Consider the following 22,121-nt stretch of genomic DNA (forward strand, 5'->3'; position numbering starts at 1 on the left):
GTCAGCCCCCAGCAATCGCTTGGAATAGCAAAATGTTATCACCCGCGTGTAACTGACATTTTTCCCAGTCAGTGCGAGGGACGATGACCTGATTAACCGCCAGAGCCGTACCCGGCTGGTGGCGTTTGAGCTGATTGAGCAGCATTGCAGCGGTGATATTGCTCACCACTTCTAATGGCTGATCATTGAGCACAATCTGTATATGACCCGTTGTCACTGTGCACCTCCGCAGGCAGGGCAATGCTTCGCCCGAGTCAGTTGCAGGGTGCTCCAACTCTGCTGCTTGCCATCGAATAAGCGCAATTTCCCACTCAGTGCCGACGGCAGCCCTGCCAATATCTTGATGGCTTCCAGTGCTTGCAAGGTACCAATGACGCCGACCACCGGCCCCAATACGCCAGCAGTACGACAGTTACGCTGCGGCAATTCCTTATCGGGATAGAGGCAGGCGTAGCAGCCTTGAGAATAAGGCGGCTCAATGACCAGCAGTTGCCCGCTGAATCCCACGGCACTGCCGCTGATTAATGGCTTTTGTGCGGTGATACAGGCTGCATTTACCTGATGGCGCGTCTCCATGTTGTCGCTGCAATCCAGCACTAAATCAGCGTTAGCCACGGCATCGGCCAATGGCGTACCTAACAGCCGAGTATCAAATGGGATAACCTCAATCAATGGATTGAGGCTTTGCAAATGACGCTGGGCTAACCGTGCTTTACTTTGGCTAGCGGAGGATGTTTGGCTGATATCTGTGGTGCGATACAATATCTGGCGCTGTAAATTGCTCAGTTCCAGTTGGTCATCGTCGGCCAGTAATAACTTACCGACGCCGGCTGCTGCCAGATAGAGCGCAGCAGGTGAACCAAGGCCGCCAAGACCGATAATCAGCACACAGGCACTTTTCAGCTTCAACTGGCCCTCTGGGCCGATATCCTCCAGTAATAACTGGCGGCTGTAGCGCAAAAATTCACTGTCACTCAACTCATGCTTGTTTGTCATCAGCCAGCTCCTTGCCCTCGATCAGGTGCAATAATTGTGCTGTTGCTTGCTGCCAATCGTCGCTCAGGGTGATAGCACTGACGACCGCTACACTACCGACACCCGTTGCCAGAACCGCCGGCACGCGCTCAATGCTGATGCCGCCGATGGCGACGGTCGGGTAGTCTGGCGTGTTGTCGACCATTTGCTTGAGCACCGTCAACCCTTGTGGTGACGAAGGCATCTGCTTGGTTTGTGTAGGGAAGATGTGGCCCATGGCGATATAAGAGGGCCGGACAGCTTTAGCTATCGCCAGTTCCTGCTCATCATGGGTTGATACGCCCAGCCGTAATCCGGCTTGCTGAATCGCGGCCAAATCGGCTGTTTCCAGATCTTCCTGACCCAGATGAACGCCATAGGCACCATGCTTAATCGCCAGCCGCCAATAATCATTGATAAATAAGCGTGCCTGATAACGTTTGCCTAACGCTATGGCGGCGGCAATGTCTTGCTCCACCTGCGCATCATCTAACTCTTTGATACGTAGTTGTATTGTGGTTACACCTGCGGCAAGCAGGCGCTCTATCCAAAGTAGGCTATCGACGACGGGATAGAGACCAAGGCGTTGTACCGTCGCAGGGAAACCCTGTTTTGCAGAAAATAAGGCATGATTAGGCAGGTTCATTATCGGCCTCGGTCTTGAGATTAATGGGGCTGTGATACAGCTCGCTGCCGCGAGAGCGGAACTCCGCTGACATCTGTTCCATACCCGATTGTAAGATTTCGATCGGTTGGGCTGCTGTTCCTTGTGCCGCTGCCAGCTCTTGTGCCGCAGCCTGTTCTTGCGTAGCGGCCTGTTCTTGCATAGCGGCATAGTCGCGAACTTCCTGAGAGATTTTCATCGAGCAGAATTTCGGCCCGCACATTGAACAGAAGTGAGCTACTTTGCCGGACTCTTGCGGCAGGGTTTCGTCGTGATAGGCTCGTGCGGTTTCTGGATCAAGCGCCAGATTGAACTGATCTTCCCAGCGGAATTCAAAGCGTGCTTTCGACATGGCGTTATCGCGGATCTGCGCACCGGGGTGGCCTTTGGCCAAGTCTGCGGCATGGGCGGCTATTTTATAAGTAATAAGACCTTGTTTTACATCCTCTTTATTAGGCAGGCCAAGATGTTCTTTCGGTGTGACGTAACACAACATGGCGCAACCGAACCAACCAATCATGGCGGCCCCAATACCAGAAGTGAAATGGTCATAACCTGGCGCAATATCCGTGGTTAGCGGGCCTAAGGTATAGAATGGCGCTTCATGGCAGTGTTCCAACTCTTCCGTCATATTGCGGCGAATCATCTGCATCGGCACATGACCGGGGCCTTCAATCATCACCTGCACATCATATTCCCAGGCGATTTTGGTCAATTCACCCAAGGTATGCAGCTCAGCGAACTGGGCTTCATCATTGGCATCCTGAATGGAACCAGGGCGTAGGCCATCACCCAGTGATAGTGAGACATCATAGGCAGCACAGATCTGACAGATTTCGCGAAAATGCTGATACAGGAAGTTTTCCTGATGATGGGAAAGGCACCACTTCGCCATAATTGAACCACCACGGGAGACGATACCGGTCAAGCGTTTGGCCGTCATCGGTACATAGCGCAACAACACACCGGCATGGATAGTAAAGTAATCCACCCCTTGCTCGGCCTGCTCTAACAGCGTGTCACGGAACATTTCCCAGGTTAGGTTCTCGGCTACACCATTTACTTTTTCCAGCGCCTGATAGATAGGAACGGTACCAATAGGGACCGGGCTGTTACGCAGGATCCACTCACGGGTTTCATGGATATAGCGGCCAGTGGACAGGTCCATCACGGTATCGGCACCCCAGCGGGTTGACCACACCAGTTTTTCTACTTCTTCTTCGATGGAGGAGGTCACCGCAGAGTTACCGATATTGGCGTTCACTTTCACTAAAAAGTTACGACCAATAATCATCGGCTCAGATTCTGGGTGGTTAATATTGGCGGGGATGATAGCTCGGCCCGCCGCCACTTCCTGACGTACAAATTCAGCCGTGATATTTTCTGGCAGGTTAGCGCCAAAAGCCTGCCCTGGATGCTGCTGGCGTAGTACCTCACCGCGAATACGTTCACGGCCCATATTTTCTCGCAGCGCGATGAACTCCATCTCTGGCGTGATGATGCCCTGACGGGCGTAATGCAGTTGGGTGACGCATTTGCCGGCGATGGCTTTCTTCGGGCGTGGCAGATGCTCAAAACGCAAATGGTCTAAGCCTTCGTCAGCCAAACGTTGTTGGGTGAAACCAGAGCTGACAGAGGTCAGTGCGGCGGTATCCTGGCGATCAGCTATCCAGCTATCACGTAATTTGGGTAACCCGCGGTGAACATCCAGCGTGGCGTTTGAGTCACCATATGGGCCGGATGTGTCATACACCGGGATGGCTTCGTTATCTTCATAGCGTGGTGAGTCCTTACTACCGCCGATCAATGTCGGACTGAGCTGGATTTCACGCATCGGTACCAGAATATCTGGCCGTGAACCTTGTAGGTAAATACGTTGGGAGTTGGGGAAAGTGACACCTTGCAAGGTATCAATAAACTGTTGAGCTTCCTCACGTTGTGCTTTACGTGGGCGTGATGAATTTTTAGCTGTTGTATTATTAGACATAGCAATTCCTACCAGTGTGGTTTATAGGGAAAATTGCTTGTCTGGAGCTTGGCGGGAGTAACGATGTTGGCCAGTAACCGGCAGCTATCGGTGAGGATAAAGACCGGGCCTGTAGCGATAAATTACTCTTGTTCCCTTCGCGGGTATTAACCCGATCAGGTTCCGCGGATCCCGAATTAACGGTCTCAGCCTGCGTTTGCTTTCCTAAAAAGGCAATCGCTAGGCACTCCGACAAGAATCTTCAGTATATACCCTTCTTACTTGAAATTGCAGCGGTGTTAGCTACGCTCATTCACCCGAATCACTTACCTGTGTAAGCTCATCGGAATTAATGTCACCCTACGGGCTAGCATAAATGCTGTTCAAATCGGTTTTCACCGAGTTGTCATTCACTTGCTGCCTACCTGCAATCTCAATTACTTTGGGTAGTAAAGGTTGAATGAAAACTACAATAGTGTGATGTAAGCTATTTTACTTGCCACTTTGAACTTGGGCAGTGCTCAAAATCCTCACGTACTACGTGTACGCTCCGGTTTTTGCGCGCTGTCCGCATCCAAATTGTCTGCGACAATTACGCTTACTATTAATTTATTAGGTTAATTGGCCTGACTCTTTTTATTTTCTGGCTGGGCGGCTTGCCACGACTCGGCTGCCCATTGAATTAATTGATCTTCCAAGCGAAAACGGGCATCAAGAGCTTCGCCGATATCAGATAATGCTTGCTGAAACTCGATACAACTGTCCTGATCGATCTCAATGTTGGTATAACGATCATGGAATGCCATGATCGTTTGAGTATTATTTTTTAACGCAGGATACACTTTGGTCGTCAGCGCCATTTTTGGGCTGGACGCGCCGTCTACTTGTTTGATAATTCTGTCATAGATGTGAAAATGCCCGGATGAGAGATAATCCACCAAATTATGGCAAAAGTTCTCCAGCGCTTTTTCGTTAAGCGGGGTATGCTTTTCTTTTTGCGGCTTAATACCGATCACTGCGCAATATGCAACTAACAGTTCTTTACGCGCATGAAGCCATTGATCAATTAATTCATTACTGCCGCCAACGCGTTGAGTCAAGCTTTCCAGTCGGTTTAGCATGAACGACTCCGTGAAGTAATAATACGTTACAAAAATGTAACAAGCCGGATTCTAGATTGCCAGTGAAGTCGAGGTTGTGCAACAACGATATGGAACTACAACTTACAGGTAAAGAAAGTGGCTGGTGGATTGTCAGTCATGAAAACAAATTATGGTTGCCAAAAGGGGAGTTACCACAAGGTAATGCGGCTAATTGGTCATTGCAGGGAGCAACGGCAAGGCAAATCGGTGAATGGCAAGGGCAGGCGGTATGGCTGATCCGTCAGATGATGTCTACTGATATGGGTTCAGTGCGGCAATTACTGGATGTGGATCGCGGTTTGTTCCAACTGGCTGGGCGTGGTGTGCAACTGGCAGAATTTTATCGCTCTCACCGTTTTTGTGGTTATTGCGGTCACCAAATGCAGGCCAGCCGTTCCGAGTGGGCTTGTCTGTGTAACCACTGTCGTGAACGCTATTACCCACAAATCGCCCCTTGCGTGATTGTTGCCATTCGCCGTGATGATGAGATTTTATTGGCGCAGCATATACGGCATCGTGGCGGTATTAATACCGTGCTGGCAGGCTTTGTCGAAGTGGGTGAGACTCTGGAGCAGGCGGTTTCCCGTGAAGTTTTAGAAGAAAGTAATATCCATATTAAAAATCTGCGCTACGTAACGTCACAACCTTGGCCGTTCCCCCATTCGCTCATGATGGCATTTATGGCCGAGTATGACAGTGGCGAGCTGCAACATGATCCGAAAGAGCTGTTAAATGCCGGTTGGTATCGTTATGACCAATTGCCATTACTACCGCCGCCAGGCACCGTAGCGCGCCGATTAATTGAAGATACGGTGGTGTTATGTCGCGAACACCGTGAGTTAATCTAATCAGAAGAGAGTGCTGAAGCGCTAACTCTATAGCCTGACGTAATTTAAACCCCACGAGAGCGAATCATTACCGCGCCTTAATAGCAGCGGCAGTTAGCAGGAAAGTATTATCTGACATGTTACAATACGGTCCGCTAAAAGATGGCCGCCAGATAATTAAGGGAGCCCCACCATGAATGAGTTGAAAAACGATCGCTATCTGCGAGCCTTATTGCGCCAACCGGTCGATGTAACGCCGGTATGGATGATGCGTCAGGCGGGCCGTTATTTGCCAGAATATAAAGCTACCCGTGGGGTTGCCGGGGATTTTATGTCACTGTGCAAAAATGCGGAACTGGCTTGTGAAGTGACGATGCAACCATTGCGTCGCTATCCACTGGACGCCGCGATTCTGTTTTCAGACATTCTGACCATCCCCGATGCTATGGGACTGGGGCTCTATTTTGAAACCGGTGAAGGCCCACGCTTCCAATCCCCGATTACTTGTCGCGCCGACGTCGAAAAGTTACCCATCCCTGATCCAGAACAGGAATTGGGCTATGTGATGAACGCGGTAAGAACCATTCGCCGCGAGTTGGCCGGTGCGGTGCCATTAATTGGTTTCTCCGGTAGCCCATGGACGCTGGCGACCTATATGGTTGAAGGGGGGAGTAGTAAAGCGTTCACCAAACTGAAGAAAATGATGTATGCCGAGCCGCAAACGCTGCATTTGCTACTGGATAAACTGGCCGATAGCGTCATCTTGTATCTTAATGCGCAAATTAAAGCTGGTGCCCAATCTGTGATGGTGTTTGATACCTGGGGTGGGGTGCTGACCGGGCGTGATTATCTTGAGTTCTCCTTGAACTACATGCATAAAATCGTCGATGGCCTGATCCGTGAAAACGATGGGCGTCGGGTGCCGGTGACCTTGTTCACCAAGGGGGGGGGGCAATGGCTGGAAGCAATGGCTGCTACCGGTTGTGATGCATTGGGGCTGGATTGGACCACCGATATCGGCGATGCGCGCCGCCGGGTGGGTGATAAGGTCGCCCTGCAAGGCAATATGGACCCCTCAGTGCTATACGCACCACCTGCCCGTATTGAGCAGGAAGTGAGTACTATTCTTGCAAGCTTTGGCCAGGGGCAAGGGCATGTGTTTAATCTGGGGCACGGCATTCATCAGGATGTTCCGCCAGAACATGCAGGGGCTTTTGTTGACGCAGTACATACGTTATCAAAGCCTTATCATCAAAACTAATCAGTTTATACTCAAAGCCTTGGGGCGCAGGTAACCGTGTTGTAGCGTCAAGCTTGAAGGGGGGTTAGCCGATGATAGATACCAAAGCGTTACGGGCAGAACAGTTACAACGGGCATCTGCGGTTATTCTTCACGATGATTTTGACAGCGGATCAGTGCACTTTATTGCCGGTGCGGATGTTGGTTTTGAGCAGCAGGGGGAGATTACCCGTGCTGCTATCGCGATTTTGCGTTATCCCTCGCTAGAGCTGGTGGAATATCAAGTTGCCAGAGTGGCAACTTCACTGCCGTATATCCCCGGTTTACTCTCTTTTCGTGAATATCCTGCATTATTAGCCGCCTGGGGGCAGTTGCAGCAGCAGCCTCAACTGGTGTTTGTTGATGGGCAAGGTATCGCACACCCGCGTCGTTTAGGCGTTGCCAGCCATTTTGGGCTGTTGGTTGATGTCCCGACCATTGGTGTTGCCAAAAGCCGCCTGTGTGGGCACTCTCTGCCTTTAGAGAGCGATAACGGCGCATTACAACCCCTCATTGATGGTGATGAACAACTTGGCTGGGTGTGGCGCAGCAAAATCCGTTGCAATCCACTGTTTATTTCGCCCGGTCATCGGGTGAGTGTCAGCAGTGCTTTGGCGTGGGTGCAGGCTTGCATGGCGGGCTACCGTTTGCCTGAACCAACCCGCTGGGCTGATGCTATCGCCTCAAATCGCCCGCAATTTCAGCGCTGGGTGCGGAAAAATCCTGATTTACTTGGCAAGCATAGGGATATGATTTAATTTCGGGTACACTGCCGCGCAGATAATGAATAATGAGAACTCATAATGATACGTAATCCGATTCATCTACGTCTCGAAAAGCTGGAAAGTTGGCAACATCTGACTTTCATGGCTTGTTTGTGCGAGCGGATGTATCCCAACTATCAGCAATTTTGTCTGGAAACTGAATTTGGCGACCCGGCTGTTTACCGGCGCATTCTGGATCTGATCTGGGAAACTTTGGTCGTAAAAGACGCAAAAGTGAACTTTGATAGCCAGTTGGAGAAATTGGAAGAGGCAATTCCTTCAGCCGATGACTATGCTATCTACGGTGTTTATCCTGCCATCGATGCTTGTATTGCATTGGGCGAGGCCATCCATTCGCGTTTGAGTGGTGAAACACTGGAACATGCTGTCGCCATCAGCGAAGCATCAATCCGTACCGTTGCAATGTTGGAAATGACGTTGGCCGGTAAAGAAATGACCGATGAAGAACTGAAAATTTTGCCTGCGATTGAAGAAGAATGGGATATCCAATGGGAGATTTTCCGTCTGTTAGCTGACTGTGAAGAGCGCGACCTGGATCTGATCAAAGGGCTACGATCTGACCTGCGGGAAGCGGCTGTTAGCAACATTGGCATAAATTTAACGCAATAAGGCAAGAAAACGTGATTTAACGCCTGATTTGTCACGTCTTAAGGCTTCACATCTGCCCCCTGTCTGTTCTACATTTGGGGGGCGAAAAAAAGTGGCTATCGGTGCGTGTATGCAGGAGAGTGCTGTCCATCGGCATATCCGTCGCACTCGATGCTTTGCAAACGATAAACACACTGTAAGGATAACTTATGAATAAGACTCAACTGATTGACGTAATCGCGGACAAAGCGGACCTTTCTAAAGCACAAGCTAAAGCTGCTTTGGAATCCACACTGGCTGCAATTACCGAATCTCTGAAAGACGGTGATCCAGTACAATTGGTTGGTTTTGGTACTTTCAAGGTAAACCATCGTAATGAGCGCACTGGCCGCAACCCACAGACTGGTAAAGAAATCAAAATTGCTGCAGCTAATGTGCCAGCGTTTGTTTCTGGTAAAGCACTGAAAGATTCTGTTAAATCTTAATAGTGTGTCAGTGAAAATAATAAGCAGGGGGGTGGCAAAGCCCCTTTTGTTTATGCAGCGGGTGCTGATGACCCTCGGTTTAGCCTTTGGTCTCAGCGCCTGTAGCAGTCAGTCAGGTTCCCCTCTATTTAGTGCCAGCGGGTATATCGCCGATAGCGGTGTCGTTCGTTTATGGCGTCAGGATAATGCGCAGCAGCAGCCACAAGTGCTGATGAGCGTCTACAGCCCCTATTCCGGGGACAATACTCGTGTCACCTTCTACGAATATCAAAATGGCATTTTGCGGGAAATCCGGCGCAACGATTTAGGTCATAATCCGCAGAGCGTCGAGCTGCGGTTTGATGAACAAGGACAGGTGAGTTTTATGCAGCGCCAACTGGCCGAACGGCGTGAGCAGCTCTCTGCGGATAATATCGCGGTCTATCAGTTGGAAGCGAAACGAATTCTCGAACAGAGCAGTGCACTGCGAGCCGGGAATATCAGGTTAATTCAGGGGCAGTGGCTGAATGGCGTCGTTACCACCTGTGATAAGAAGACGTTGCGATTGAAACTTGACGATAACTCACAGGCATGGCTGAGCAAACGGGGGGAGGGCAGTGCGCAACCTCTGGGCGTCGCGTGGTTGGATTCGTCGGAAGGTCAACAATTGCTGTTGGTTGCCAATCAGGACTTTTGCCGCTGGGAGCCGACAGCAGGCAGTTTGTAAGGCCTAATAAGAAGCAGGGCACAGCAAGCTGCGCCCGCAGAATACAATGGTAGATTTATTTACCGCGAGCAATGGCCCGATAACCAATATCTTTACGGCAGAAAGCCCCTTCCCACTGAATATTTTCAGCTAACCGATACGCGTTTTGCTGCGCTTGGGCGACGGTGGCTCCCAGCGCAGTTACACACAATACGCGACCGCCGTTAGTGACGACTTCATTATTGCCATTCAGTTTAGTTCCGGCGTGGAACACCTTGCCGTCAGCCACTTCCTGCTGTGGTAACCCATGAATGACATCACCCTGGCGATAATCTGCCGGATAACCGCCAGCGGCCAACACCACACCCAGCGATGGGCGCTCATCCCAGTCAGAGGTCTTCTCATTCAATTTACCTTGTGCACCGGCTAAGCACAATTCAACCAAGTCTGAACGCATGCGTAGCATGATGGGTTGAGTTTCCGGGTCACCAAAGCGACAGTTGAACTCAATCACTTTTGGTTGCCCGTCAGCGGAAATCATCAGACCGGCATAGAGGAAGCCGGTATAGACATTACCTTCTGCCGCCATACCGCGCACTGTCGGCCAGATAACACTTTCCATCACTCGCTGATGAACTTCATCAGTGACTACCGGTGCCGGGGAATATGCCCCCATACCACCGGTATTTGGACCGGTATCACCATCGCCAACCCGCTTATGGTCCTGGCTGGTGGCCATCGGCAATACATTCTCACCATCAACCATCACGATAAAGCTGGCTTCTTCGCCATCGAGAAACTCTTCCACCACGATACGGTGGCCTGCATCGCCAAAGGCATTGCCTGCCAACATGTCATGAACGGCGGTTTCCGCCTCTTCCAGCGTCATTGCAACAATCACGCCTTTACCGGCGGCCAGCCCATCAGCCTTAATCACGATCGGTGCACCGATTTTACGGACATAGGCTAAAGCAGGCTCCACTTCGGTGAAGTTCTGGTAAAACGCTGTTGGGATATTGTGGCGCGCCAGGAAATCTTTAGTGAAAGCTTTAGAGCCCTCTAACTGAGCAGCGGCTTGCGTTGGCCCAAAAATGGTCAAGCCGGCCGTGCGGAAAGCATCAACCACACCAATAACTAATGGGGCTTCCGGGCCTACAATGGTCAGGCCAATATCATGGCTCAGAGCAAAGGCCAACAACCCCGCAATATCCGTTGCCGCGATATCGACATTTTCTAAACCAGATTCTAGCGCAGTGCCAGCATTGCCCGGTGCGACATAAATTTTGCCCGCTAAAGGTGACTGTGCTGCTTTCCAGCCCAGCGCGTGTTCACGCCCGCCATTACCAATAATCAAAATATTCATCAGATGACTCCGTTAAGCGGGTTAATTAATGGCGGAAATGGCGCATGTCGGTAAAGATCATAGCGATGCCATGCTCATCAGCCGCAGCAATGACTTCATCGTCACGGATTGAACCGCCCGGTTGGATAACACAACTGATCCCGACAGATGCAGCAGCATCGATACCGTCACGGAACGGGAAGAAAGCATCGGAGGCCATGGCAGAACCGGCCACTTCTAATCCTTCATCCGCTGCTTTGATACCAGCGATTTTGGCAGAATAGACGCGGCTCATTTGGCCTGCGCCTATACCGATAGTCATATTGTCGCGCGCATAGACAATGGCATTGGATTTTACGAACTTGGCTACTTTCCAGCAGAACAGTGCATCACGCAGTTCTTGCTCCGTCGGCTGGCGCTTGGACACCACGCGCAGATCGGCTGCAGTCACCATACCTAAATCGCGGTCTTGGACCAGCAAACCACCATTGACGCGTTTGAAGTCCAGACCGGTAGCACGCTCCCGCCACTGGCCACAGGTCAGAACACGGACATTTTGTTTGGCGGCGAGCAATGCCAGTGCTTCAGCGCTGACAGCGGGTGCAATAATGACTTCAACAAACTGGCGGCTGATAATGGCGCTGGCGGTTTCGGCATCCAATTCACGGTTAAAGGCAATAATGCCGCCGAAAGCAGAGGTCGGGTCAGTTTTATAGGCTTTTTCATAAGCAGCGAGCAGAGAATCCGCAATCGCCACGCCGCATGGGTTGGCGTGCTTGACGATCACACAGGCAGGCTCACTGAACTCTTTCACACATTCTAACGCCGCATCGGTATCTGCGATGTTGTTATAGGAGAGCGCTTTACCCTGTAATTGCTGTGCGGTAGCTACAGATGCCTCTTTAACCTCTTCTTCTATATAGAAAGCCGCTTGCTGGTGGCTGTTTTCACCGTAGCGCATATCTTGTTTCTTTATATAGTTAAGATTCAGTGTCCGCGGGAAGCGGCCCGATGGCTGCTCAGTGTCACCATGATAAGCTGGCACCAGCGCGCCGAAGTAGTTGGCAATCATACTGTCGTAGGCGGCGGTATGTTCAAACGCCTTGATAGCCAGATCAAAGCGGGTTGGATACGTCAACGAACCCTCATTATTATCTAGCTCAGTAATAATGGCGGGGTAGTCACTACTCTTGACCACGATAGCGACATCTTTATGGTTCTTGGCAGCGGAGCGCACCATGGTAGGGCCACCGATATCAATATTCTCAACTGCATCTTCCAGTGAGCAATCCGGGCGAGCAACTGTCTGAGCGAACGGATATAGATTCACGACAACAATATCAATCGGCTGAATGCCATGTTGAGCCATGATGCCATCATCCTGACCACGGCGGCCCAAGATGCCGCCATGCACTTTTGGATGCAACGTTTTAACGCGCCCGTCCATCATTTCGGGGAAACCGGTATAGTCAGAAACTTCAGTGACGGGCAGACCCGCATCGGCCAGTAGGCGGGCAGTTCCGCCGGTGGAAAGTAATTCGATGCCACGCTGAGAAAGTGCAGCGGCGAATTCGATGATACCGGCTTTGTCAGACACACTGAGTAGGGCACGGCGGATTGGGCGGCGTTGTTGCATGGTTTTATCCCTTGGCTTTGGAGTCGCAGTTATTCTTCGCAATCATTCAATAGAGCGTTATCTGAATCTTACCTTCTTATATAGACAACTATATAGAGAGGAACAGACTCAGATAACGTCCCAAATAGGGACCAATGCCAGTTTTTACTGCTGTCACCGGGGAGATTCATCCTCTACCGCAATAAAATACGCTTAATCCTGAGCCGTATTCCCCAGTTTTATAAAAAATCACATCATGTCATCGATATTTTGCCGACAAGGTCACTCTTTTTCGACGCGGGGAATTGTAGCGAAAACGATTGCGTGATGCTCGTCAATTTTGAGTACAGATTCAATCTGTGGATAAGTTTGTGCACAACTGGGTATAAAGTGGGGTTTTGCTGTGGAATGCAGCAAACAGTCATTTTTATTGAAATTAGCGGTTGCGGGCGGCGCGGAACTCCCTATAATGCGCATCCATCGAGACGGCACACAACGAATCAAGTAGTTAAGTGACCGGCAGAGAGAACAGAGAAATTCAACGAAATTAGTAGTTGACTCTGAATGAGGAAAGCGTAATATGCGCACCTCGCGTTACCAACCACCGGTTGCTAACGCACTGCTCTTTAACAATTTATCAGACAATCTGTGTGGGCACTCGCAAGACGATATCGAAGCCTGTTTCGGCAGGCAGAAGAAATATCAAAGTCTTGAAGAGTGACCAAAGCAGTACACATTTGAACTTCGGTTCGAATGCATATTTGCAGAAAGTAATCTTTGAGCATCGCTATGTTAACTCATAGCAAATCAAACAAATCTTAAATTGAAGAGTTTGATCATGGCTCAGATTGAACGCTGGCGGCAGGCCTAACACATGCAAGTCGAGCGGCAGCGGGAAGTAGTTTACTACTTTGCCGGCGAGCGGCGGACGGGTGAGTAATGTCTGGGAAACTGCCTGATGGAGGGGGATAACTACTGGAAACGGTAGCTAATACCGCATGACCTCGTAAGAGCAAAGTGGGGGACCTTCGGGCCTCACGCCATCGGATGTGCCCAGATGGGATTAGCTAGTAGGTGGGGTAATGGCTCACCTAGGCGACGATCCCTAGCTGGTCTGAGAGGATGACCAGCCACACTGGAACTGAGACACGGTCCAGACTCCTACGGGAGGCAGCAGTGGGGAATATTGCACAATGGGCGCAAGCCTGATGCAGCCATGCCGCGTGTGTGAAGAAGGCCTTCGGGTTGTAAAGCACTTTCAGCGAGGAGGAAGGCAGTCGTGTTAATAGCACGATTGATTGACGTTACTCGCAGAAGAAGCACCGGCTAACTCCGTGCCAGCAGCCGCGGTAATACGGAGGGTGCAAGCGTTAATCGGAATTACTGGGCGTAAAGCGCACGCAGGCGGTTTGTTAAGTCAGATGTGAAATCCCCGCGCTTAACGTGGGAACTGCATTTGAAACTGGCAAGCTAGAGTCTTGTAGAGGGGGGTAGAATTCCAGGTGTAGCGGTGAAATGCGTAGAGATCTGGAGGAATACCGGTGGCGAAGGCGGCCCCCTGGACAAAGACTGACGCTCAGGTGCGAAAGCGTGGGGAGCAAACAGGATTAGATACCCTGGTAGTCCACGCTGTAAACGATGTCGACTTGGAGGTTGTGCCCTTGAGGCGTGGCTTCCGGAGCTAACGCGTTAAGTCGACCGCCTGGGGAGTACGGCCGCAAGGTTAAAACTCAAATGAATTGACGGGGGCCCGCACAAGCGGTGGAGCATGTGGTTTAATTCGATGCAACGCGAAGAACCTTACCTACTCTTGACATCCACGGAATTTAGCAGAGATGCTTTAGTGCCTTCGGGAACCGTGAGACAGGTGCTGCATGGCTGTCGTCAGCTCGTGTTGTGAAATGTTGGGTTAAGTCCCGCAACGAGCGCAACCCTTATCCTTTGTTGCCAGCACGTAATGGTGGGAACTCAAGGGAGACTGCCGGTGACAAACCGGAGGAAGGTGGGGATGACGTCAAGTCATCATGGCCCTTACGAGTAGGGCTACACACGTGCTACAATGGCAGATACAAAGTGAAGCGAACTCGCGAGAGCAAGCGGACCACATAAAGTCTGTCGTAGTCCGGATTGGAGTCTGCAACTCGACTCCATGAAGTCGGAATCGCTAGTAATCGTAGATCAGAATGCTACGGTGAATACGTTCCCGGGCCTTGTACACACCGCCCGTCACACCATGGGAGTGGGTTGCAAAAGAAGTAGGTAGCTTAACCTTCGGGAGGGCGCTTACCACTTTGTGATTCATGACTGGGGTGAAGTCGTAACAAGGTAACCGTAGGGGAACCTGCGGTTGGATCACCTCCTTACCTAACGATACGCATTGCGTAGTGTCCACAACAGATTGTCTGATGAATGTAAATGAGCAAGAGCACCTGTTGATGAGGGTGATGATTGTGTAATAAGACCTCGGCATCGAGTTTTTACTGCATCAGTCGTTCGAATGTGTCACCACATTCTCACCTTTACACAAAAATACTGAATCCATGATTCAGTAGAAATTTTTGTGTCCCCATCGTCTAGAGGCCTAGGACACTGCCCTTTCACGGCTGTAACAGGGGTTCGAATCCCCTTGGGGACGCCACTCCGATAATGTGTGAAAGACATTATCAACTGAATATCTTAAAGATGACTTTAACGAGTCGTGTTTAAGATATTGCTCTTTAACAATCTGGAACAAGCTGAAAATTGAAACAATACAGCTGAAACTTATCTCTCCGTAGAATGACTGAGATAAGGATTAACCTGTATTAGAGTCTCTCAAATAATCGCAATGCCAATGTGTTTATCATTGTTGCAGTGTGAGCGAGAAGACACTCAGCCAGGCGTACAGCGCACAGCAACCGGAGTGAACTCAACGTTCATGAAGATTGCGCGCACTGCACAACACAGCAGAGTGTGTTCACAGCCACACCAATAACGAAAAAACATCTTTGGGTTGTGAGGTTAAGCGACTAAGCGTACACGGTGGATGCCTAGGCAGTCAGAGGCGATGAAGGGCGTGCTAATCTGCGAAAAGCGTCGGTAAGCTGATATGAAGCGTTACAACCGACGATACCCGAATGGGGAAACCCAGTGCAATTCGTTGCACTATTGCATGGTGAATACATAGCCATGCAAGGCGAACCGGGGGAACTGAAACATCTAAGTACCCCGAGGAAAAGAAATCAACCGAGATTCCCCCAGTAGCGGCGAGCGAACGGGGAAGAGCCCAGAGTCTGAATCAGTTTGTGTGCTAGTGGAAGCGTCTGGAAAGTCGCACGGTACAGGGTGATAGTCCCGTACACAAAAGCACACTTGCTGTGAACTCGATGAGTAGGGCGGGACACGTGACATCCTGTCTGAATATGGGGGGACCATCCTCCAAGGCTAAATACTCCTGACTGACCGATAGTGAACCAGTACCGTGAGGGAAAGGCGAAAAGAACCCCGGCGAGGGGAGTGAAATAGAACCTGAAACCGTGTACGTACAAGCAGTGGGAGCACCTTCGTGGTGTGACTGCGTACCTTTTGTATAATGGGTCAGCGACTTATATTTTGTAGCAAGGTTAACCGAATAGGGGAGCCGTAGGGAAACCGAGTCTTAACTGGGCGTCTAGTTGCAAGGTATAGACCCGAAACCCGGTGATCTAGCCATGGGCAGGTTGAAGGTTGGGTAACACTAACTGGAGGACCGAACCGACTAATGTTGAAAAATTAGCGGATGACTTGTGGCTGGGGGTGAAAGGCCAATCAAACCGGGAGATAGCTGGTTCTCCCCGAAAGCTATTTAGGTAGCGCCTCGTGAACTCATCTTCGGGGGTAGAGCACTGTTTCGGCTAGGGGGCCACCCCGGCTTACCAAACCGATGCAAACTCCGAATACCGAAGAATGTTATCACGGGAGACACACGGCGGGTGCTAACGTCCGTCGTGAAGAGGGAAACAACCCAGACCGCCAGCTAAGGTCCCAAAGTCATGGTTAAGTGGGAAACGATGTGGGAAGGCATAGACAGCCAGGATGTTGGCTTAGAAGCAGCCATCATTTAAAGAAAGCGTAATAGCTCACTGGTCGAGTCGGCCTGCGCGGAAGATGTAACGGGGCTAAACCATGCACCGAAGCTGCGGCAGCGACGCTTAGGCGTTGTTGGGTAGGGGAGCGTTCTGTAAGCCGTTGAAGGTGACCTGTGAGGGTTGCTGGAGGTATCAGAAGTGCGAATGCTGACATAAGTAACGATAATGCGGGTGAAAAGCCCGCACGCCGGAAGACCAAGGGTTCCTGTCCAACGTTAATCGGGGCAGGGTGAGTCGACCCCTAAGGCGAGGCTGAAAAGCGTAGTCGATGGGAAACAGGTTAATATTCCTGTACTTGGTGTTACTGCGAAGGGGGGACGGAGAAGGCTAGGCTAGCCGGGCGACGGTTGTCCCGGTTTAAGCATGTAGGCGGAGTGACTTGGTAAATCCGGTTGCTTATTAACGCTGAGGTGTGATGACGAGCCACTACGGTGGTGAAGTAGTTGATGCCAAGCTTCCAGGAAAAGCCTCTAAGCATCAGGTAACATTAAATCGTACCCCAAACCGACACAGGTGGTCAGGTAGAGAATACTCAGGCGCTTGAGAGAACTCGGGTGAAGGAACTAGGCAAAATGGTGCCGTAACTTCGGGAGAAGGCACGCTGGCATTAGGTAAAGAGACTTGCTCTCGGCGCCGAAGCCAGTCGCAGATACCAGCTGGCTGCAACTGTTTAATAAAAACACAGCACTGTGCAAACACGAAAGTGGACGTATACGGTGTGACGCCTGCCCGGTGCTGGAAGGTTAATTGATGGGGTCAGCCGCAAGGCGAAGCTCTTGATCGAAGCCCCAGTAAACGGCGGCCGTAACTATAACGGTCCTAAGGTAGCGAAATTCCTTGTCGGGTAAGTTCCGACCTGCACGAATGGCGTAATGATGGCCAGGCTGTCTCCACCCGAGACTCAGTGAAATTGAACTCGCTGTGAAGATGCAGTGTACCCGCGGCAAGACGGAAAGACCCCGTGAACCTTTACTATAGCTTGACACTGAACATTGAGCCTTGATGTGTAGGATAGGTGGGAGGCATCGAAGTGTGGACGCCAGTCTGCATGGAGCCAACCTTGAAATACCACCCTTTAATGTTTGATGTTCTAACTCGGCCCCGTGATCCGGGGTGAGGACAGTGTCTGGTGGGTAGTTTGACTGGGGCGGTCTCCTCCCAAAGAGTAACGGAGGAGCACGAAGGTTAGCTAATCACGGTCGGACATCGTGAGGTTAGTGCAAAGGCATAAGCTAGCTTGACTGCGAGAGTGACGGCTCGAGCAGGTACGAAAGTAGGTCTTAGTGATCCGGTGGTTCTGAATGGAAGGGCCATCGCTCAACGGATAAAAGGTACTCCGGGGATAACAGGCTGATACCGCCCAAGAGTTCATATCGACGGCGGTGTTTGGCACCTCGATGTCGGCTCATCACATCCTGGGGCTGAAGTAGGTCCCAAGGGTATGGCTGTTCGCCATTTAAAGTGGTACGCGAGCTGGGTTTAGAACGTCGTGAGACAGTTCGGTCCCTATCTGCCGTGGGCGTTGGAAGATTGAGAGGGGCTGCTCCTAGTACGAGAGGACCGGAGTGGACGAATCACTGGTGTTCGGGTTGTCATGCCAATGGCATTGCCCGGTAGCTAAATTCGGAAGAGATAACCGCTGAAAGCATCTAAGCGGGAAACTTGCCTCGAGATGAGTCTTCCCTGGGGCTTTAAGCCCCCTGAAGGAACGTTAAAGACTATGACGTTGATAGGCTGGGTGTGTAAGTGCAGCGATGTATTGAGCTAACCAGTACTAATGATCCGTGAGGCTTAACCTTACAACACCAAAGGTGTTTTGTGTTTGAGAGAGAATGATATTTTCAGCGAATGTTCCGAGATTGGGCTGGCTGGCTGTGTGAAGAATTGCATAGCGGGTTAGTTTAGACAGAATTTGCCTGGCGGCCTTAGCGCGGTGGTCCCACCTGATCCCATGCCGAACTCAGAAGTGAAACGCCGTAGCGCCGATGGTAGTGTGGGGTCTCCCCATGCGAGAGTAGGACACTGCCAGGCATCAAATTTAGTTGTGCTGATATGGCTCAGTTGGTAGAGCGCACCCTTGGTAAGGGTGAGGTCCCCAGTTCGACTCTGGGTATCAGCACCAGTAACATGGGTTAAAGTTCGGTAGTAGTAGAAAAGAATTTACCTGGCGGCAATAGCGCGGTGGTCCCACCTGACCCCATGCCGAACTCAGAAGTGAAACGCCGTAGCGCCGATGGTAGTGTGGGGTCTCCCCATGCGAGAGTAGGACACTGCCAGGTATCAAATCAAGTAAAGACCCCATGCCAAAAGCGTGGGGTTTTTGCTTTTGTGCTACCCGAGAACAGATTTTAGTGACGAGTATGGTTGCATACTGAAAATGTGGCTAAATCGCATATAGCCCTCAAGAATAACGTCATAGAAAATGATAACCCTCTACATTTGTAGAGGGTTTTTGCATTTTGGCAGTATCGAAAATATATGCCGACTGTTCACTGCACCAAGTGCTATTGAGATGGTGGTAATGAAACATTTTCAGGTTGTGGCAGATCACTCGACTTTTTACTGAAAACCCGCTATCTTCAGGCATCTAGAAGTCTAAACGTATAAATGGATATATTGAGGATATAGGCATGCCAATTAGGGTTCCTGATGAATTACCCGCAGTGAATTTCTTACGCAATGAGAATGTCTTTGTGATGACCTCATCGCGGGCGAAAACTCAGGAAATTCGTCCCCTGAAGGTGTTGGTTCTGAATCTAATGCCTAAGAAAATTGAGACGGAGAATCAATTCCTACGTTTACTCTCTAACTCACCCTTACAGATTGATATCCAATTGCTGCGAATTGATAGCCGTGAGTCAAAAAATACGCCAGCAGAGCATCTGAACAACTTCTATTGTGATTTTGAAGATATTCAAGACCAGAATTTTGATGGGTTGATCGTGACTGGCGCTCCCCTCGGTTTAGTTGATTTTTGTGATGTTGCATATTGGCCACAGATCGAGCGTATTATTGCTTGGGCAAAGAACCACGTAACCTCAACCTTGTTCGTATGCTGGGCGGTACAGGCGGCATTAAATATCCTGTATGGCATTCCTAAGATGACTCGTGAGGTCAAACTTTCTGGTATTTACCAGCATCAAACTCGAGAGCCACTGGCTCTGCTCACTCGAGGATTTGATGAGACATTCCTGGCACCTCATTCTCGCTATGCTGATTTCCCGCTTGAGGTGCTTAAGCAATATACAGATTTGGATATATTGGTCTCATCAGAAGAGGCTGGAGCCTATTTGTTTGCCAGTAAAGACAAGCGAGTGGCTTTTGTTACCGGCCATCCTGAATACGATGTCGATACGCTAGCAGGTGAATACCAGCGTGATGTGGCTGCTGGCCTTAACCCACAAGTTCCAATTAATTACTTCCCGGATGACAATGCCTCTTTACCACCCAAAGCATCGTGGCGCAGTCATGGTCATCTGCTGTTTGCTAACTGGCTGAACTACTATGTGTACCAAATTACACCATTTGATTTACGTCATATGAATCCGACGCTCGACTGAATTTTTATCACCTCAAATGTTAATAAAGGCGGCTGAATCGAAGCCGCCGGTCTGTTCCTACCCTCCTAAGTGCTGATTATCACCCCTCTAACTGGTTTGATCTCTTTGTTAAATAAGGAGTTATCTCTCTTGTCTATCAATAATGGAATCTTATTCCTATCTATCGATAACATGCATTTATGTTAACAATATGATAAATAAAGATTAAAAAATTATTTTAAATAAAAATGGAAATCGTTTTTGATTTTAGTAATTAATTGATTATTCTTAGTCCTGTCGGGGTGAAAAATAACCATGAAATTCAGCCTTAAATTTCCAGCCGGAAGGCATTACCCGATAAGAATCCAATAGTGACGCTGCGTTAGCGTTGATGTGAACGACGTGAGATTGGTAAGGGGAAGGGTAATGACACAACAGTTAGTTGGCACTGAGTTAGTTTTCACACAGCATTTTAATGCTGTTGAGCGACAGGTTTTGCCAGATGAGGCCATCGAATTTTTGACCGAATTGGTGGTGAAATTTGCTGAGCCGAGGAACAAACTCCTTGCTGCACGGGTTTCCTGGCAACATGCCATAGACCAGGGAGCTTTGCCTGATTTTATTTCGGAAACTAATTCCATTCGTAATGGTGATTGGAAAATTCAGGGTATCCCTACAGACTTACGTGATCGCAGAGTGGAAATCACTGGGCCGGTTGAGCGCAAAATGGTGATTAATGCCCTCAATGCCAATGTGAAAGTCTTTATGGCTGATTTTGAAGATTCATTAGCACCGAGCTGGGACAAGGTTATCGATGGCCAAATTAACCTGCACGATGCGGTAAAAGGCACGATTTCTTATGCGAATGAATCTGGCAAAATTTATCAGCTAGAATCCAATCCCGCCGTATTGATTGCCCGGGTTCGTGGCCTGCACTTGCCAGAGAAACATGTTAAATGGCAAGGGGAAGCAATCCCCGGAGGCTTATTCGATTTCGCATTGTATTTCTACCATAACTATAAGCAATTACTGGCCAAAGGTAGTGGCCCTTATTTCTATTTACCAAAAATGCAGTCATATCAGGAAGCTGCCTGGTGGAGTGATGTTTTCAACTTTACTGAGCAACGTTTCGATTTACCACAAGGCACCATCAAAGCCACGGTATTAATTGAAACATTGCCCGCAGTATTCCAGATGGACGAGATCCTCTACCACCTGCGCCACCATATTGTTGCTCTCAATTGTGGCCGTTGGGACTATATCTTTAGTTATATCAAAACGCTGAAGAATCACAGTGATCGTGTATTGCCGGATCGTCAGTCAGTCACGATGACGAAGCCTTTCCTCAGCGCCTACTCTCGCCTGTTAATCAAAACATGTCATAAGCGTGGCGCGTTGGCGATGGGCGGTATGGCGGCCTTTATCCCGAATAAAGATGCAGAAAAGAATGCTCTGGTACTGGATAAAGTTCGCGCTGATAAAGAGTTGGAAGCCAGCAATGGTCATGACGGTACTTGGGTTGCGCACCCAGGGTTGGCCGATACCGTGATGGACGTTTTCAATCGGGTATTAGGTTCACGGCCAAATCAGTTAGAGGTCACGCGTGAGCAGGATAAACCGATCACGGCTGCTGAGTTATTGGAGCCTTGTACTGGTGATCGTACTGACGAAGGGATGCGAGCCAATATCCGAGTGGCAGTGCAATACATTGAGGCATGGATCTCTGGCAATGGCTGCGTGCCGATTTATGGGCTGATGGAAGATGCTGCAACAGCAGAGATTTCGCGTACTTCTATTTGGCAATGGATCCATCATCAGAAAAGTCTAAGTAACGGGCAGACGGTGACCAAAGAGCTGTTCCGCAGCATGTTGAGTGAAGAAATGCAGGTAGTGAAGCTTGAGCTTGGCGCAGAGCGCTTTGATGGCGGGCGGTTTGAAGAAGCCGCGCGTCTGATGGAGCGAATTACAACACAAGACGAGCTTATCGACTTCCTGACGCTACCAGGCTATGCATTACTGGCCTAAAACACCCTTCGTCCTTGAAGCCGCAGCGGTGTTAGCTACGTTCGCTCACCCGAATCACT

General features: G+C 49.9%; 16 protein-coding genes, 2 tRNA genes, 4 rRNA genes and 1 riboswitch. Of the genes, 15 read left to right on the top strand and 7 right to left on the bottom strand.

Translation table 11 applies throughout. The annotated features are described in order from the left end of the window. Position 1: 1 nt before the first annotated feature. The 5 genes from thiS to EL015_RS01565 form a co-directional block, all read right to left on the bottom strand. Positions 2–217, bottom strand: a complete 216-nt coding sequence (thiS, locus tag EL015_RS01545; RefSeq protein WP_032907891.1) for a sulfur carrier protein ThiS — start codon at positions 215–217, stop codon at positions 2–4. Beyond that, a complete protein-coding gene (locus EL015_RS01550; protein ID WP_032907890.1) occupies positions 214–996 on the bottom strand; it encodes a HesA/MoeB/ThiF family protein in 783 nt (260 codons plus the stop codon). Before EL015_RS01550 ends, thiS begins: the two co-directional genes overlap by 4 nt. After that, positions 980–1,660 carry a thiamine phosphate synthase gene (gene thiE, locus EL015_RS01555; RefSeq protein ID WP_032907889.1) on the bottom strand — a complete coding sequence of 227 codons (681 nt, stop codon included), beginning with the start codon at positions 1,658–1,660 and terminating at the stop codon, positions 980–982. The genes EL015_RS01550 and thiE overlap by 17 nt, the downstream gene beginning before the upstream one ends. Further along, a complete protein-coding gene (thiC, locus tag EL015_RS01560; RefSeq protein WP_005192317.1) occupies positions 1,647–3,665 on the bottom strand; it encodes a phosphomethylpyrimidine synthase ThiC in 2,019 nt (672 codons plus the stop codon). Before thiC ends, thiE begins: the two co-directional genes overlap by 14 nt. Positions 3,666–3,780: 115 nt before the next feature. Next, positions 3,781–3,906: riboswitch (TPP riboswitch) on the bottom strand. Between the two features lie 355 nt (positions 3,907–4,261). Further along, complete coding sequence (locus tag EL015_RS01565) at positions 4,262–4,765, bottom strand: Rsd/AlgQ family anti-sigma factor (protein WP_005192315.1); 504 nt, start codon at positions 4,763–4,765, stop codon at positions 4,262–4,264. Positions 4,766–4,854: 89 nt separating this feature from the next. Here EL015_RS01565 and nudC point away from each other — a divergent pair, with 89 nt between their 5' ends. The 6 genes from nudC to EL015_RS01595 all read left to right on the top strand — a co-directional run bounded on the left by nudC (position 4,855) and on the right by EL015_RS01595 (position 9,456). Continuing rightward, positions 4,855–5,634: an NAD(+) diphosphatase gene (gene nudC / locus EL015_RS01570; RefSeq protein ID WP_005192313.1), complete on the top strand. Its 780-nt coding sequence runs from the start codon at positions 4,855–4,857 to the stop codon at positions 5,632–5,634. Positions 5,635–5,806: 172 nt separating this feature from the next. After that, entirely contained in the window at positions 5,807–6,874 is a 1,068-nt protein-coding gene (gene hemE, locus EL015_RS01575; RefSeq protein WP_005192310.1) for a uroporphyrinogen decarboxylase, read from the top strand. Between the two features lie 71 nt (positions 6,875–6,945). Beyond that, positions 6,946–7,650 carry a deoxyribonuclease V gene (nfi, locus tag EL015_RS01580; protein WP_005192308.1) on the top strand — a complete coding sequence of 235 codons (705 nt, stop codon included), beginning with the start codon at positions 6,946–6,948 and terminating at the stop codon, positions 7,648–7,650. Between the two features lie 45 nt (positions 7,651–7,695). Next, entirely contained in the window at positions 7,696–8,286 is a 591-nt protein-coding gene (locus tag EL015_RS01585; protein ID WP_005192306.1) for a YjaG family protein, read from the top strand. Positions 8,287–8,474: 188 nt separating this feature from the next. Further along, the gene (gene hupA / locus EL015_RS01590; RefSeq protein WP_004876782.1) at positions 8,475–8,750 is read left to right on the top strand and encodes a nucleoid-associated protein HU-alpha; all 276 of its coding nucleotides are present in this window, start codon (positions 8,475–8,477) and stop codon (positions 8,748–8,750) included. A gap of 52 nt (positions 8,751–8,802) precedes the next feature. After that, complete coding sequence (locus EL015_RS01595) at positions 8,803–9,456, top strand: DUF1481 domain-containing protein (RefSeq protein ID WP_005192303.1); 654 nt, start codon at positions 8,803–8,805, stop codon at positions 9,454–9,456. A gap of 55 nt (positions 9,457–9,511) precedes the next feature. Here EL015_RS01595 and purD read toward each other — a convergent pair whose 3' ends face one another. Together purD and purH are read right to left on the bottom strand one after the other, a co-directional pair. Beyond that, entirely contained in the window at positions 9,512–10,798 is a 1,287-nt protein-coding gene (purD, locus tag EL015_RS01600; protein WP_005192300.1) for a phosphoribosylamine--glycine ligase, read from the bottom strand. Positions 10,799–10,823: 25 nt separating this feature from the next. Further along, complete coding sequence (purH, locus tag EL015_RS01605) at positions 10,824–12,413, bottom strand: bifunctional phosphoribosylaminoimidazolecarboxamide formyltransferase/IMP cyclohydrolase (RefSeq protein ID WP_005192298.1); 1,590 nt, start codon at positions 12,411–12,413, stop codon at positions 10,824–10,826. Positions 12,414–12,972: 559 nt separating this feature from the next. Between purH and EL015_RS21670 the strand changes: the two genes are divergently transcribed. The 9 genes from EL015_RS21670 to aceB all read left to right on the top strand — a co-directional run bounded on the left by EL015_RS21670 (position 12,973) and on the right by aceB (position 22,062). Next, positions 12,973–13,113 (top strand): hypothetical protein, encoded by a 141-nt coding sequence (locus tag EL015_RS21670; RefSeq protein WP_162484277.1) that lies wholly within the window; start codon positions 12,973–12,975, stop codon positions 13,111–13,113. A 99-nt stretch (positions 13,114–13,212) separates the two neighbouring features. After that, positions 13,213–14,755 (top strand): 16S ribosomal RNA (locus EL015_RS01620). Positions 14,756–14,954: 199 nt separating this feature from the next. Further along, positions 14,955–15,030: transfer RNA gene (locus EL015_RS01625), tRNA-Glu, on the top strand. 360 nt (positions 15,031–15,390) lie between these two features. Then, positions 15,391–18,297 (top strand): 23S ribosomal RNA (locus tag EL015_RS01630). 116 nt (positions 18,298–18,413) lie between these two features. Then, positions 18,414–18,529, top strand: a 5S ribosomal RNA gene (rrf, locus tag EL015_RS01635). Positions 18,530–18,544: 15 nt separating this feature from the next. Next, positions 18,545–18,620: transfer RNA gene (locus tag EL015_RS01640), tRNA-Thr, on the top strand. Between the two features lie 41 nt (positions 18,621–18,661). After that, positions 18,662–18,777, top strand: a 5S ribosomal RNA gene (rrf, locus tag EL015_RS01645). Together the 16S, 23S and 5S rRNA genes with 2 tRNA genes alongside form the textbook arrangement of a ribosomal RNA operon. A 351-nt stretch (positions 18,778–19,128) precedes the next feature. Continuing rightward, positions 19,129–20,058, top strand: coding sequence for a homoserine O-acetyltransferase MetA (gene metA, locus EL015_RS01650; RefSeq protein ID WP_005191534.1), 930 nt, complete (start codon positions 19,129–19,131; stop codon positions 20,056–20,058). 405 nt (positions 20,059–20,463) lie between these two features. Further along, positions 20,464–22,062 (top strand): malate synthase A, encoded by a 1,599-nt coding sequence (gene aceB, locus EL015_RS01655; protein WP_005191532.1) that lies wholly within the window; start codon positions 20,464–20,466, stop codon positions 22,060–22,062. Positions 22,063–22,121: the final 59 nt, after the last annotated feature.

The organism is Yersinia intermedia (assembly GCF_900635455.1).
Lineage (GTDB): Bacteria > Pseudomonadota > Gammaproteobacteria > Enterobacterales > Enterobacteriaceae > Yersinia > Yersinia intermedia.